Raw genomic sequence first — 12,319 nt, 5'->3', positions numbered from 1 at the left:
CCTGCCCTCAACCGGTCGTAGCAATCGAGGTTCTCCTGGTGTAGCCCTATTCGGCGTGTGATCGTCGGGGGGAGATTCCGTGGGGGCGGTGCGCCAGATGCTGACAATGCAGGATCGGGAGGAGATATCACGTGGTATCGCCGAGAACCTGACCGGGAAGGAGATAGCGGCACGGATCGGGCGATGCCCGAGCGTGATCTCACGGGAGATCTCCCGTCACGGCGGCAGGCGGAGATACCGCGCCACCCGTGCGGAACAGGCGGCCGGCCGGGCCAGGCGACGCCCGAAACCCCGCAGGCTCGACGCCGATCCGGTGCTGCGGCTCATCGTCACCGGCCTGCTCGAACGGGGCTGGTCTCCGGAGGCCATCGCGTACCGCTTGCCGATCGACCACCCCTGCCGCCAGGCTGTACGCGTGTCGCACGAGGCCGTCTACTCCTGGATCTACGCGCTGCCGGTCGGCGTCATGCGGGCCGAGGGCATCGCCCTGCGCTCCGGCCGCACCCGCCGCAGGCCCGCCCGCGGCCGGGTTCCCCGCGCGCCGCGGATCACCGGGATGCGGTTCATCGACGAGCGGCCCGCCGACGCCGCCGGCCGGGCCGTCCCCGGGCATTGGGAAGGGGATCTCGTGGTCGGCCGCAACTGCGCCTCGGCCGTGTCCACGCTGGTCGAGCGCACTTCCCGGTATCTGATCCTCGTGCCGTTGGCATCCCGGGACTCGGCGACGGTCACCGCGTCGGTGGCCGAGCGGATCAAGGGGCTGCCCGCGGCGTTGCGCCGGACCCTGACCTGGGACTGCGGGGCGGAGATGGCCCGTCACGCCGCTCTTTCGGTCGCCGCGGATATCGAGGTGTACTTCGCCCATCCGCATTCCCCTTGGGAGCGCGGGACGAACGAGAACACGAACCGGTGGCTTCGTGAGTATTTCCCCAAAGGGACCACGATCACCAGCGACCCGGGGTATCTCCAGGCCGTCGCCGACGAGCTCAACGACCGTCCGCGGCGTATCCTGGGATGGCGTAAGCCGAATGAAGTGTTCGCCGAGCTACTGACCAGCGGAATTGCTTCCACCAGTTGAGGGCAGGCAGTTGTGTATGGCCTGTCGTAGTTGTTCTTGAGCCATTAAGGCAGTGAAATTTAGTTCTCGGAATTCTCGCTTCTTCCCTCTACAATGCTGAGTTGCACATACAGGGCCGCTTGTGTCAGATGAGAAAGGGAGGAAGAGTGAATGTCGGATCCATTCGCTGAACAAAACCCGGTTCTGACGCGGAGACGCCTCCTCGTGGCAGGCGCCGGGGCCGTCGCCACACTGGGATCGGCTGGAATGCGCGGAGCGCAGGCGACTACGGCTCAAGGCCGCTTCGATCTGTCCGCCCCCGCCTCCATCCTGCACTGGAAAAAGGCTCTTCGGGACGAAACGGTGCTGCAGTCGTTCGCCATTGACAACAGTAACGGGAACATTTACACGGTCCAGGTGAAGAACGGTGCGGCGTCGAACGCCGCCGGAGACCTGTGCCTGACCAGGCTCAACCCGAGCGGCACTGTGACCGGATATATGTATCTCCTGGGGTTCGGGCACGGCGTGCAGATCGGAGTGGAACCCTCGGGGTCCTCCCCCTACCTGTGGACCGAGACCGATGGCGTGAGAAGCGGTGGAAGTTCCGCGGGCAGGAGAATCGCGAGGTTCAGGTTTGTCAACGGTCAAACTCTGACTACGTCGTCCTCGGCGCTCACGAAATACGCTCCGGTCCCCAACGCCACGCGCACCACGTGTACGATCGATCCCTCGACGAATCGACTGATCATGCGTTACGAGCTCAACGGCCAGAAGCGTTTCGCGGTCTACGCTCTCGCAGCCGTCAAGGCCGGAGGCACCCCCACCCCGGTGTTTGAGGTCGCGCAGCCCGGCGGGCTCGGCGTCTTCCAGGGCTACACCGCGTACGGGAACTACCTCTACCTGCTCGACGGCTCCGCTGCCGGCAGGCCCGGCGACACCCACCTCACCGCAGTGGATCTCCGCACCGGCGGCGTCGTGCAGCGCTCCTTCACCCAAGCGGCCCAGTCGCTGGACAACCGCGAACCGGAGGGCATGGGAATCCAGATGGTAGGCGTCCGGCCCTCACTCTGCTTCGGGTTCGCCTCAGGCGTTCCCGGCGCGAGAAAGGCCACCATCGCCTTCAAGGACGCGATGCTCTGACACCCTGCCGTGGGGCGGCCATGGCCGCCCCACGGCCATTCACAGGCATGGCCGCCCTGCTCCGTACGGCCGCGCCGACCGGCAGGCGAGGTCCCGTCGGCGCACGACGCGCAGCTTGGGGTTCCACCTCCCGGGCTCGCCGCCCTCCACCAGGGCCAGCAGCGGGATGAGGACGATCGTGAACAGCCCTCGCACCCAGTGGCCGAGGGCTTGGCCGAACCTCGGAGCAGCGCAATCGGCCACGCGCACGAGCCGCAGCCCCGCGAGCCGCTTGCCCACGCTCGCACGTGCCCACAGGGTGAGCACGACATGGTTCGCGAACGACACGGTGAACACCGCGATCGCGGCCGTCACCAGGAAGAGAACGCCCGTCTCCCGGTCTGTGGACGTCTGCCCCGACATGCTGAGCGAGGTGACCGCGGCCAGACCGGCCACCACTCCGGCGGTAAGAGCCAGTAGGGCGTCCGCCATCATCGAGAGAAGACGACGGAACCCTTCAGCGGCCGGAGGCACAGGAGTACGCATGCAGCCCATTTTGCCGTTTTAACCCCGTTTTTACCCCACCGCGGCACGCCATGCCGTGTCATGCCTCGCGAACCCGGCTGTCTCCATTCCGCTCCTGATACCGCCCGTATTACGTTGCCTCGCTTACGTTGCTCCGCCCGGCTAGAAGCCGGTCTTGCCGTCGATGCGTTCTCGGAGAAGGTCGGCGTGGCCGTTGTGGCGGGCGTATTCAGCGATCATGTGCACCATGATGCGGCGCAGGGATATGGGCTTGCCTGTGGAGAAACGGACACAGGTCTCATCGAGGGACGCGGCTCGGGCGACGATCTCGCGGGCGACCGCGCATTCCTCGCGCCAGCGGGCGAGCGCCTCCGCCGGGTCGCCGTCGAGGGTCTCGAAGTCCCGGTCGGGGTCTTCCTCTGTGTAGTAGAGACCGGGGATGTCCTCCTTGGCGAACTGCTGGCGAAACCACCAGCGCTCGACGTCGGCGAGGTGGCGGATCAGGCCGTGCAGGCTGAGCTTGGACGGCGGCACGCCCAGGTCGGACAGGTGTTCGGGTGGAACCCCCAGGCATTTGAGCTCGAAGGTCTGCCGATGGTGGTCGAGAAAGGCGACGAGGGTCTCACGCTCGTCGCCGGTGTCCGGAAGCGGCGGGCGTGTGTCGTCGGGCCAGGTCTGCGCGAAGGTCTGCGGCACGCTCTCGGTCATGTGCCGCAGTGTGGCAGACGTCACCGACAGTAATCGGCCGTTCGACAGCCGACGGGGTTTTCCCGGGGTGCGGGCCGTCGGCCCGTTCGACGTTACGAGATGGGCAAAGGCGGGCATGGTGGGTAAGCAGTCCAGGATGGATTGGGGCTCCGCATTCGGGGCGGCGGCGAGGCGTGATCTCGCAACCGGGCGGGCTCCGAGAAACCGGTGTTCCCCATCGTGGCCGCAGCGAGGAGGATAAGCCATGGCTCATTTCGCGGAGAAGCCGAGCGGATGGTCCCGCACGTTCTATCGCGCACCCATCTGGCTCTACCGCGCGGGTCTCGGCTGGATTCTCGGGAACCGTTTCGCCTTTCTCGCCACGCGCGGCAGGAACAGCGGGTCGAGGCGGGAGACCGTGGTCGAGGTCGCCGATCTCGACCGCTACTCCGGAACCGTTTACGTGGTGTCAGGCTGGGGGGAGCGCAGCGACTGGTACAGGAATCTCCGGGCCGCTCCGGCCGTGGAGATCCGGGTGGGCAGCCGTCGGCTCGAGGCCCCGCATCACAGGCGGCTCGGCCCGGCGGAGACCCTGGCGCTGCTCATCCGCTACGGCGACGCGCACCCGTGGGAGTGGAAATACCTCGCCCCGCGCCTCGGCCTGGACGGCATCCCCACGCGCCCGGACGAGGTCGAACACGTGCGTGCCATCGCCTTCAGCCCGACTGCGCCGGAAAGCTCGATCGGACCCGGAAAGGAAAGCGCCGCACACGAGCGGGTGCGGGCCGGTGAGAACCGGCACGATGGCCGAAAGGTGTGAGCGGCCCTTCTCCCGGTTGAGCGGCATCTTTCCCTGGTCGAGCGCCGCCCTTTCCCGGTTGCGTGCCGTGCCTGCGGACCTGACATCGACAGGAGCTCTGTGAGACCGCGTTCGCGGCCTCACAGGAGCCCTTGGCGCCGTGCTCTAGCGCCGTCCTCGTGAGGACCGTCAGAAGGTGAAGACCGCTCCCGTCGTCTTGATCATTTCGCAGCGATTGCCGAAGGTCTTTTCAAATGAGACAGGTCGACCGCGCCATTTGCCGAGGAGGCGGGCGGTGTGCGGAATGTACTCCCGGGTGCAGATGCCGCCCGGGTCGACGTTGAGGTTGGCCGCATTCCCGTTGACTTTGCGCAGCAGGTCGCAGGCCGCTCTCGGGGTGGGGTGGCTGCCGCTGTCCCGATCACACCGCAGAGTCACCACCTTGGGCGTCGGCCGCGGGCCGTTGGGAGCGGCGGTGCCCACCGTGACCGATAGCACCAGAGACGACTGGGCATGGGGTGTCACCGACGCGGCGGCCGGTCCCGCTACGGACAGCGCCGCAACCGCGAGAATTGCGATCTTGAACTTTTTCATGGATGGGGTGATTCCCCGGGTCGGCAAATCCGAGGTCTGCTCGGCGTCAAGGCCAGGGTTATCCCTGGATCACGGAGAGAATGTTGCCCTCCGCATTCTTGAACCACGCGATCAGCGGACCGCCGCTGCGGAGAATGCCCTTTTCGTCGGTGGCGTAACGCCGTCCACGCCACCCCCGCCGCTGACCGTCACAGGGACTGACCCTCGCCGCTGTGGATGGGCGTTCTACGGCAAATATGATGATGTAGGGCATGAAGCAGCGAACGGCATGAGCAATCGCGACGTCGCCCGCGAACTGTCCATCTCCGTGACGACGGCGAGCGTGCACGTCTCCAACATCCTCCGGAAACTCGGCGTGAAATCCCGCGGCGAAGCCGCTGCCCTCGCCCGCCGGGACGGACTTCTCAACGGGGTGGCGACAGGGGAGATCCCGCCGGTTCATCCGTCGAGGGTTTGAGGGGCGTGCTGTTGATCCGTGAGTGTATATGGGCGGCCCACTCGGCGGCGGCCGCCTGCATCGTCTCGCTCTCCTCATCGGGTACGTGGTGCACGTGCTCCGCGTGCGCCGTGTCCCGCCACTGATCGATGTCCGGCTGTTCACGAGCCGTAGTTTCGCCGCGAGCGTCACGGTGCAGGGACTTGTCGGCCCGCAATTCGGTAGCGTGGTCGGCTGCGGCCGCATTCCTGATCGGACTGGGGCTGGGTGCCGTTGGCGCGCCGACGATGGGATCTCTCTATAGGACACTGCCGCCTGAGAAAGTGCCTCAGGGCAGTTCCGTGCTTTACAACCTGAATCAGCTCGGGGGCGCACTTGGAGTGGCTGTCGTCGCCCTCATCCTGGCGGCTTCAGGCGTCGGCAAGTCGAGCGCCGAGGTGGCGATCGGTGCGTTCCGCAACGCGTACTGGTTCCTGCTGGGCGTCACGCTTGTCATTCTGGTCGCCACCCCCCTTCTGCCGGGCCGCCCCGAGCATCCGGTGCCGGTTCCCGCCGCTGCGCCAGGAGAAAGCGCACCTGCCGACACCTAGACGGTGTCGCCTGATCTGGTCTCCGGTACGGCGACGCACTTTATGGCCGACTGCCGGTGACGCTCTTTCCGTGTGCCAACTCGTCGAAGAACTTCACCCATACGGGCATCACCACGTCGGGGGCGAAGTTCCGGGCCGTGGCGGCGGCCTCGGCGCCCATGCGCAGCCGCCGGTCCCGGTCGGACATGAGCTGGTCAAGCGCGGTGGCGAACGCGTCGACGTCTCGCGGTGGGACGATGACGCCGTCCTTGCCGTTGCTGAGGACGTCGGCCGGGCCGGTGGGGCAGTCGAAGGCGACGATGGGCAGCGCGTGCCCCATGGCTTCGATCATGACCATGGGCAGACCCTCGAATCTGGAGCTGAGGGCGTAGATCGATGCCTGGGAGAGTTCCTCGCCCAAGGTGGTGGTGCGCCCCATGAGGTGAACGTGCTCGTCCAGCCCGTGCTCGCTGATGAGAGCCTTGAGCCGGGCCCGCTTCGGGCCGGTGCCGAAGATGCGCAGACGCCACTGCGGGTGCCGCTCCGCCACGTGGGCGAAGGCGGGGATGAGCATGTCGAACCCCTTCTGGTGGACCAGCCGCCCGGCGGCCACGACGACGGGATTCTCCTGCTGTGAGGGTGTGGTGCCGGCGGGGAGCTGCACGGCGTTGGGAATGCGCACGACAGGCGTGTCCGGCACCGCTCGACGGTATTCGTCCCGACTGCTCGTCGTGAGCACGGTGACCGCGTCGAGCTTGTGGTAGTGGCGGAAGATATCCGCTCGGACCGGTTCCCGATAGGCGGACAGGTTCATGTGCTCCTGAGCGACACGCGTCACGTGCTTGGAGCCGCGGCGGGCGGCGATCAGATTCAAGGCGGGCCGTGTGGTGACCAGGACCCCGTCGTCGAGGGCGGAGACATAGTCGATGACGGCCTTCTCCACGCGTTCGGTGAAATACTCGGCGGCGAATTCGCCCAGCGGCACGACCTTGCCGCGGACCCGCCGCCAGACTTTGCGAACCACCGAGTCGGTGAGCACGCCGTCGCGCTGGTCGACCAAGGTCGTCACCGAGAGGCGGGGGTCGAACGGGAAGTGCGGCTTTTCCCGGCGGCGGACCACACTCACGATCTCCACCTCGTGGCCGTGTTCCGCCATCGCGGCGGCCTGGTTGAGAACCGTGCGGATGGTGCCGCCCATGCCGTAGGCGTGCAGAAGAAGGTAGCGAATCCTCATGATCGTCACGTCCTGCCCGGCAGGTATCCCCAGGCTTCACACATCGGTGTGAGAACCTCGGGGATCTCCTCGGGCGCGGGCACGCCTCGGCCTGGTTGCACGCTCCCAGATGCGATCTTGTCCTTCCAGTCGCCGAGTCCCTTGCGGATCACATCGGGCCTGCCGTACTGGAGCATTGAGGGTTCCCATTCGATGCCCAGGAAATCGCAGATGGCCTGGGTCTGATGTTCGGGGTCGGCTGTGAGGTTCTCGTAGTGGACGGTCAAGCCGGGCAGGGCCTTTCTGGCCCGATGCACGGCCTTCATGTAGCGGAGAGCGTCGGCGGCGGCCTCTTCGCGGTTCCGCTTGTGCGGGTCGGCCTCGTACCACGAGGCGGCGATGGAAGCCGGGTGGCGTAGGAGGAAGATGAACCGGGCGTCCGGCCAGCAGGTCGCGATGCGCTCATGGACGAAGGCATTGGCGGGGGTCTTCTCGACGATGTACCGCTTGCCGCTGCGTGAAAGCTCCCGATGGAGCACCCGGTCCCAGAGGAGGTGTTCGAGGTCGGCCTGGTTGTGGCCGAGTTCGGTCATCGCCTGCCGGGCCAGCCGGGTGCCCAATCCGACCGTCAGCCTCCGGACGTGCAACTCGTGCGGGGCGTGGAGTTGAGAATGAGCGTTCAGCACGGAACGCAGGAGCGTCGAGCCGGAGCGCACCGGACACATGATGAAGACCGGAGCGACCAGCAGCCTGTCGCTCTCGGGGTCCGCCGCTGGCCTGATCGCGTCGCGATTCGCCTTTGCCGACTCGGCTTTTTTCTGCTTTCCCGATCGCTTGAGTTGGTATCCCGTATACGCGACAAGCGCTTTGTTGATCCTGCGCTGCCATTTCATGGCCTAGGAGGCTACCGGCCGTTCCTTACGGTTTCCATAAAGCGAGCGGCGCCGAGTCGACGGCCATGATGTGGTCTAGTGGATACAATGTGCCGCGCTTGGCGCGCCTCTGGCCGCCGTCGCGTGCCGCCGCTTGCTGGCTCGTCCGGGCAGTGGCCTCGCGCCTCCACGGGCCCCTGCGCGCACATAACAGCACGTCGACGCGGGTGCGGCGGAGTCCGGCCCGCAGGGGTGTGCGGATGGTGGCGGGCCGGTGATTCGGTGTGACCGGGCGGACTCCGTCCGTATGAACCGTGTTGGATTCAGCGTTGCCCATGCTGTGTAAATGCTGTGCAAGGGTAAGAATTTCTGTGGGAAACATCTCCCTCTGGTCCGCCGGATTTGGGCGGACAAAAAGCACAAGTCGTTTATATGGTGACCATGAATACGGCAGCGCTGCTTTCGCCGTCGTGGGCCATCGCCGTACGATCGGCGGCCGGACCTGTCGCCGGACCTGTCGCCGGGGCTCGGCCCGGTGAGCCCGCCCCGGCGCGACGCCATACGGCGAGATGCCCGGTCGGGCACGTGGGCGCCTGCCATACGGCGCTGAGGAGCAGGCCCCCGCACAATGGGCGTGCGGGGTCAGCGGGCGGTGAAGCCGCCGTCGATGGCGAGGGCCGCGCCGGTGATGAAGGACGCTTCGTCGCTCAGCAGGAACGCGACGAACGGGGCGATCTCCTTGGGCTGGGCGATGCGGTTCACCGGATGCAGCGAGGCGATGTGCGCGGCCGCTTCCTCGCTGGTGAGGTGAGAACTGCGGGAAAGCGGCGTGTCCACGCCCCCGGTGACGAGGGCGTTGATCCGGACACCGCGCTCGGCGACTTCAAGGGAGGCAGCCCGGGTCAGCCCCACGACGGCGTGCTTGGCCGCGACGTACGGAGCAATCTCGGGCAGGGCTACGACGCCCATGTTGGAGGCATTGTTGACGATTGCCCCGCGGGTCTTTAGAACCGCTGGGATCTGGTGCTTGAGGCAGTTGAAGACGCTGGTCACGTTCTGGGCGATCTCGGCGTTCCAGGCGGAGCCATCAATCCCGGTCAGCGGGCCGGATGCGTTGAAGCCGCCGGCGTTGTTGAACGCCCCGTCCAGACGCCCGAACTCCGCAACCGCCGCGGCGACCAACGCGGCGGCGTCGGCCTCGACGGAGACGTCCGCGGGCACGAACAGTGCCCGGCCACCCGCCACGCGGATGCTCCCTGCGGCCTCCTCGCCGACATCCTTGCGACGGGCACCGAGTACGACGGCGGCGCCTTCTGCGGCAAGTCGCCGGGCGACCGCGAGGCCGATCCCGGAGGTCCCGCCAGTGACAATGAAAACCTTGGAGTCCAGTCCTGAAGACATGCGAAAGCCTCTCCGTGCATGCGTGTGAAAGTGGTCGGTCGGGCTCAAGCTCTGACCACCAGCTCAGACTGCGACATTTCCGGAAACGATTGCTCGCGAGAATCGGACGTAGCGTTGCGTGCGTGCTCTGCGCCCCTTGCTCGCCGCGCCATGGGCGAGGGTACGGCTCCCGCCACGCCGCGGAGGACGTCGTGCTGCTTGGCGCGGCGGCCTGGGGGCGGGTTATGCGGCGATCTGGACTCGGTCGCTGTCGTTGTGGGAGAGGAAGGCCGCGAGCGCCTGGCCTTGTTCGGTCACGTCGCCTTCCGCCCGTCGAGGGTCTCGCGCAGGATGTCGGCGTGTCCGGCGTGCCGGGCGGTCTCGGCGATGAGGTGCATCAGCACTTTACGCACGCTGATCACCTCTATCGTCTCGTTCCAGGGTGCCTCCACTGTGACAAGATCCGCTCGATCGAGGTGATCAGGCGGATCTTGTCGGCTTCGTTCGGGCTACTTTAAGAACGGCTCGTCCCGGCGATAGGCCGGCTTCACGCGGTTACCTCCTCCAGGCGCCAGCCCCACTTGATCCCCCCGAAGACGTTGATGACGCCCTTGCCGGCGGAGTCCTTTCTCCCGGTGTCCTGCACGAGGAACACCTCGGCCTTGAACTGGATGTTCGCGCCCATCGGCCCACCGACCCCGAGCATGGGGGCGTCGTAGTAGTTGACCAGGCTGTGCCCGTTGATGGAGGTGAGCCCACCGTAGGCGTAGAAGGGGTTCGCTCTCCAGAGGTTGTCGAGGGGAGGGCCCAGCGACTTGACGACCTGGATCCATTGAAGGTTGTCGTAGGGGCCGGGGTCGCCGCGGCGGCGATCCGGCCGGTAGACGACGTACATGTCGGCCCCGCACGCCAAGTCGGGCGACTGCTCCGACGGCTTCATGAGCGCCACGCTGTAGGACTGGACGTCGAACTCGTTCCTCCCGCGGAAACCGCCCATGTAGCGGAACGAGTAATGCTCGTCGAAGGCTTCGGAGAGATGCTGCTTGAAGGCGATGTCGGGGTCGGACGGGACATCCAGGTAGACCGGGTGCGGTGAATCGCCGGGTTGGTCGAACGACAGCAGTCCGATCCGGTAGGACTTGCCGTTGTGGGCGAAGTCCTTCTTCGCGACGTGTCCGCCGATGGTCGGCACCTGGTACCAACCCTGCGGCTGGCTGGGCCGATAGTTCGGGACCAGGTGCACGGCCGACTTCGACCGCGGTCCGGCAGCGGAGGCCGGTCCGGCGGCGGAGGCCGGTCCGGCGGCGGAGGCCGGGGCGGTGGCGGACGCAGGGGCGGCGGCGAGTCCGGCCGAGGCGAGCGCGGACAGGCCGAGGACGCCTCCGCCGCGCAGCATGGACCTACGCGATATGCGCGTGCGCCCCGATTCCGCGGGATCGGCGACGGGGATGGAAGGCATGGTGTTTCTCGCAATCGTGATGGCCGACTGGGACTCGTTGTGCGGGAAGGGCGTCACGGCCGCTGTTCCTGCACCTGCCAGCCGTGTTTGATCCCGCCGAAGACGTTGACCACGGTCTTGCCGGCGGCGTTCTTTCTCCCGGTGTCCTGGGCGAGGAAGAGTTCGGCCTTGAACCCCACGCCCGCCAAGGCGGAGTCGTCCGGGGGCGGCCCCTGCAGTCTGTCGGGTGCGTTCTTGTAGGCGACGTTGAAGACCCGGTCGCCGAAGATCGAGATGCGTCCCCCGTGAACGTAGAACGGGTTGGGGCGGCCGGCGTTGTCGACCTGGCTCTTCGCCGAGGCGGAGGGTCCGAGCCGTTTGACGACTTGGATCCAGCGCAGAGTGTCGTGGACGGCGGGATCGCCCCGGCGAAGGTCCGGGGTGTAAACGACGTACAGATCGGCTCCGTAACCGAGCATGGGGCTGGCCGGGCCTCCCTCGGCGAACACGCTGTACGACTGGACGTCGAACTCGCGCCGACCGCGGAACCCGCCCGTGTAGCGGAACGAGTAATGGGTCCCGAACGCCTCGGCCAGCGTCTGCTTGAAGGCGATGTCAGGGTCGGACGGGACATCCAGGTAGACCGGGTGCGGCGAATCGCCCGGCTGGCCGAACGGCAGCAGGCCGATCCGGTAGGACTTCCCCTTGTGGGTGAAGTCCTTGGCCGCGATGTGTCCGCCGACCGTCGCACCCGTCTGCCCCGGCGTCCCGGGCCAGCCGTGCGGTTGGCTGGGCCGATAGTTCTGGACGAGGTGGACGGGCGGGGTCGCTGCTCTTCGGTCGAGCCGCTCAGTGATGTGGAGCATGGAATCACCTTGTGATCTTGTGGATTGACGTCGTGAACGTGCACGGAGGCGGCATCGGCCCACGGCCGCATCTCTGGATCGCATTCGGGACAACGGGCTGCCGCAGGGGAGCGGCACGCGTGCCCGCTCCTCGCGTGCCTGCGTGATCTCGTGGATCTCCACACGAGTGTTCGTCAGGGGATCGCGCGGGGACCGGGCGGCATGGAATCGCGTCTCCCGCCGGCGGAGACGACGGCGGGAGACGAGGCCGAGATGTCGGCAGTGCTGTTGCCGCTGTTGCCGCTGCTGCCGCTCGGCGACTACACCAGGTGGATCAAGCGCGAAGTGGACGCGCGGCCATCGCCAGCGTCGAGGCCAGGGTTGCCAGCACGAGGCCGGTTCGCATGCGCATCCTGTCGTCCCCTTCTTACACGGCCGAGGCACCTCGGCCGCCCCCGTAGGCCATGCATACGGCACAGGATGTTTCGCCGGTGTTTCAATCCGAGCGGAGCGGAGGGCACGCCAACGCCATCGCCGCCCGCCTCACCGAACTCCTGTCGCAAGGCGGGGCTGGAGCGAACCCCAAGGACATCCGGCGGACACAGCGTGAACGGGCGGGCTCGTCGACCAGGTTGCGCGGGCCCGCAGGCTCTTCCACGTCTGTGAGAATCCCCAGCCTACGGCTCAAGCGGCGTGACGGACGTGGAAACGTTATGCGGTGACCGTTCCACATTCGGGAAACCGCCGTTACCAGCGGAAACTTATATTCCGCCCACGCGGGCACG

At 66.8% G+C, this 12,319-nt stretch carries 14 protein-coding genes; 5 read left to right on the top strand and 9 right to left on the bottom strand.

From position 1 onward, the window contains the following. Positions 1–97 precede the first annotated feature (97 nt). Together BLQ73_RS27150 and BLQ73_RS27145 are read left to right on the top strand one after the other, a co-directional pair. A complete protein-coding gene (locus BLQ73_RS27150; protein WP_093171674.1) occupies positions 98–1,078 on the top strand; it encodes an IS30 family transposase in 981 nt (326 codons plus the stop codon). A 150-nt stretch (positions 1,079–1,228) separates the two neighbouring features. Next, positions 1,229–2,197, top strand: coding sequence for a phage baseplate protein (locus BLQ73_RS27145; RefSeq protein WP_093174812.1), 969 nt, complete (start codon positions 1,229–1,231; stop codon positions 2,195–2,197). A 39-nt stretch (positions 2,198–2,236) separates the two neighbouring features. Here BLQ73_RS27145 and BLQ73_RS27140 read toward each other — a convergent pair whose 3' ends face one another. Next, positions 2,237–2,722 carry an RDD family protein gene (locus tag BLQ73_RS27140; protein WP_176955709.1) on the bottom strand — a complete coding sequence of 162 codons (486 nt, stop codon included), beginning with the start codon at positions 2,720–2,722 and terminating at the stop codon, positions 2,237–2,239. A gap of 141 nt (positions 2,723–2,863) precedes the next feature. Further along, positions 2,864–3,409: a DinB family protein gene (locus BLQ73_RS27135; RefSeq protein WP_093174807.1), complete on the bottom strand. Its 546-nt coding sequence runs from the start codon at positions 3,407–3,409 to the stop codon at positions 2,864–2,866. Positions 3,410–3,653: 244 nt separating this feature from the next. On the opposite strand from BLQ73_RS27135, the gene BLQ73_RS27130 reads away from it, so the two are divergent. Continuing rightward, positions 3,654–4,208, top strand: a complete 555-nt coding sequence (locus BLQ73_RS27130) for a nitroreductase family deazaflavin-dependent oxidoreductase (protein ID WP_093174805.1) — start codon at positions 3,654–3,656, stop codon at positions 4,206–4,208. A 168-nt stretch (positions 4,209–4,376) separates the two neighbouring features. Here BLQ73_RS27130 and BLQ73_RS27125 read toward each other — a convergent pair whose 3' ends face one another. After that, positions 4,377–4,808, bottom strand: coding sequence for an SSI family serine proteinase inhibitor (locus tag BLQ73_RS27125; protein ID WP_143020463.1), 432 nt, complete (start codon positions 4,806–4,808; stop codon positions 4,377–4,379). Between BLQ73_RS27125 and BLQ73_RS35155 the strand changes: the two genes are divergently transcribed. Further along, the gene (locus tag BLQ73_RS35155) at positions 4,780–5,238 is read left to right on the top strand and encodes a response regulator transcription factor (RefSeq protein ID WP_218126034.1); all 459 of its coding nucleotides are present in this window, start codon (positions 4,780–4,782) and stop codon (positions 5,236–5,238) included. The two genes, BLQ73_RS27125 and BLQ73_RS35155, sit on opposite strands and share 29 nt — an antisense overlap. Positions 5,239–5,420: 182 nt before the next feature. Further along, a complete protein-coding gene (locus tag BLQ73_RS27115) occupies positions 5,421–5,807 on the top strand; it encodes an MFS transporter (RefSeq protein WP_245691457.1) in 387 nt (128 codons plus the stop codon). A 40-nt stretch (positions 5,808–5,847) separates the two neighbouring features. Here the strand turns inward: BLQ73_RS27115 and BLQ73_RS27110 are convergent, their stop codons facing one another. The 6 genes from BLQ73_RS27110 to BLQ73_RS27080 all read right to left on the bottom strand — a co-directional run bounded on the left by BLQ73_RS27110 (position 5,848) and on the right by BLQ73_RS27080 (position 11,555). Beyond that, positions 5,848–7,020, bottom strand: coding sequence for a glycosyltransferase family 4 protein (locus BLQ73_RS27110; RefSeq protein ID WP_093174820.1), 1,173 nt, complete (start codon positions 7,018–7,020; stop codon positions 5,848–5,850). A 5-nt stretch (positions 7,021–7,025) separates the two neighbouring features. Further along, entirely contained in the window at positions 7,026–7,892 is an 867-nt protein-coding gene (locus tag BLQ73_RS27105) for a sulfotransferase family protein (protein WP_093174797.1), read from the bottom strand. A gap of 621 nt (positions 7,893–8,513) precedes the next feature. Further along, positions 8,514–9,320 carry an SDR family NAD(P)-dependent oxidoreductase gene (locus BLQ73_RS27100; RefSeq protein ID WP_245691455.1) on the bottom strand — a complete coding sequence of 269 codons (807 nt, stop codon included), beginning with the start codon at positions 9,318–9,320 and terminating at the stop codon, positions 8,514–8,516. A 245-nt stretch (positions 9,321–9,565) separates the two neighbouring features. Continuing rightward, positions 9,566–9,703: a mycothiol transferase gene (locus tag BLQ73_RS27095; RefSeq protein ID WP_338056657.1), complete on the bottom strand. Its 138-nt coding sequence runs from the start codon at positions 9,701–9,703 to the stop codon at positions 9,566–9,568. A gap of 95 nt (positions 9,704–9,798) precedes the next feature. Further along, positions 9,799–10,647, bottom strand: coding sequence for a hypothetical protein (locus BLQ73_RS27090; protein WP_176955708.1), 849 nt, complete (start codon positions 10,645–10,647; stop codon positions 9,799–9,801). Between the two features lie 116 nt (positions 10,648–10,763). Then, a complete protein-coding gene (locus tag BLQ73_RS27080) occupies positions 10,764–11,555 on the bottom strand; it encodes a hypothetical protein (protein ID WP_093174790.1) in 792 nt (263 codons plus the stop codon). Between the last annotated feature and the right edge of the window lie 764 nt (positions 11,556–12,319).

The sequence above is a fragment of the Sinosporangium album genome (genome assembly GCF_900100605.1).
Classification (GTDB): domain Bacteria; phylum Actinomycetota; class Actinomycetes; order Streptosporangiales; family Streptosporangiaceae; genus Sinosporangium; species Sinosporangium album.
The sequence above is the reverse complement of the archived record's forward strand: the minus strand, read 5'-3'. Positions and strand labels throughout refer to the sequence as shown.

Coding starts and splice junctions, on each gene's coding strand:
- BLQ73_RS27150 (WP_093171674.1), top strand. CDS start 98: ATGCTGACAATGCAGGATCGGGAGGAGATATCACGTGGTATCGCCGAG.
- BLQ73_RS27145 (WP_093174812.1), top strand. CDS start 1,229: ATGTCGGATCCATTCGCTGAACAAAACCCGGTTCTGACGCGGAGACGC.
- BLQ73_RS27140 (WP_176955709.1), bottom strand. CDS start 2,722: ATGCGTACTCCTGTGCCTCCGGCCGCTGAAGGGTTCCGTCGTCTTCTC.
- BLQ73_RS27135 (WP_093174807.1), bottom strand. CDS start 3,409: ATGACCGAGAGCGTGCCGCAGACCTTCGCGCAGACCTGGCCCGACGAC.
- BLQ73_RS27130 (WP_093174805.1), top strand. CDS start 3,654: ATGGCTCATTTCGCGGAGAAGCCGAGCGGATGGTCCCGCACGTTCTAT.
- BLQ73_RS35155 (WP_218126034.1), top strand. CDS start 4,780: ATGGATGGGGTGATTCCCCGGGTCGGCAAATCCGAGGTCTGCTCGGCG.
- BLQ73_RS27110 (WP_093174820.1), bottom strand. CDS start 7,020: ATGAGGATTCGCTACCTTCTTCTGCACGCCTACGGCATGGGCGGCACC.
- BLQ73_RS27105 (WP_093174797.1), bottom strand. CDS start 7,892: ATGAAATGGCAGCGCAGGATCAACAAAGCGCTTGTCGCGTATACGGGA.
- BLQ73_RS27090 (WP_176955708.1), bottom strand. CDS start 10,647: ATGCTGCGCGGCGGAGGCGTCCTCGGCCTGTCCGCGCTCGCCTCGGCC.
- BLQ73_RS27080 (WP_093174790.1), bottom strand. CDS start 11,555: ATGCTCCACATCACTGAGCGGCTCGACCGAAGAGCAGCGACCCCGCCC.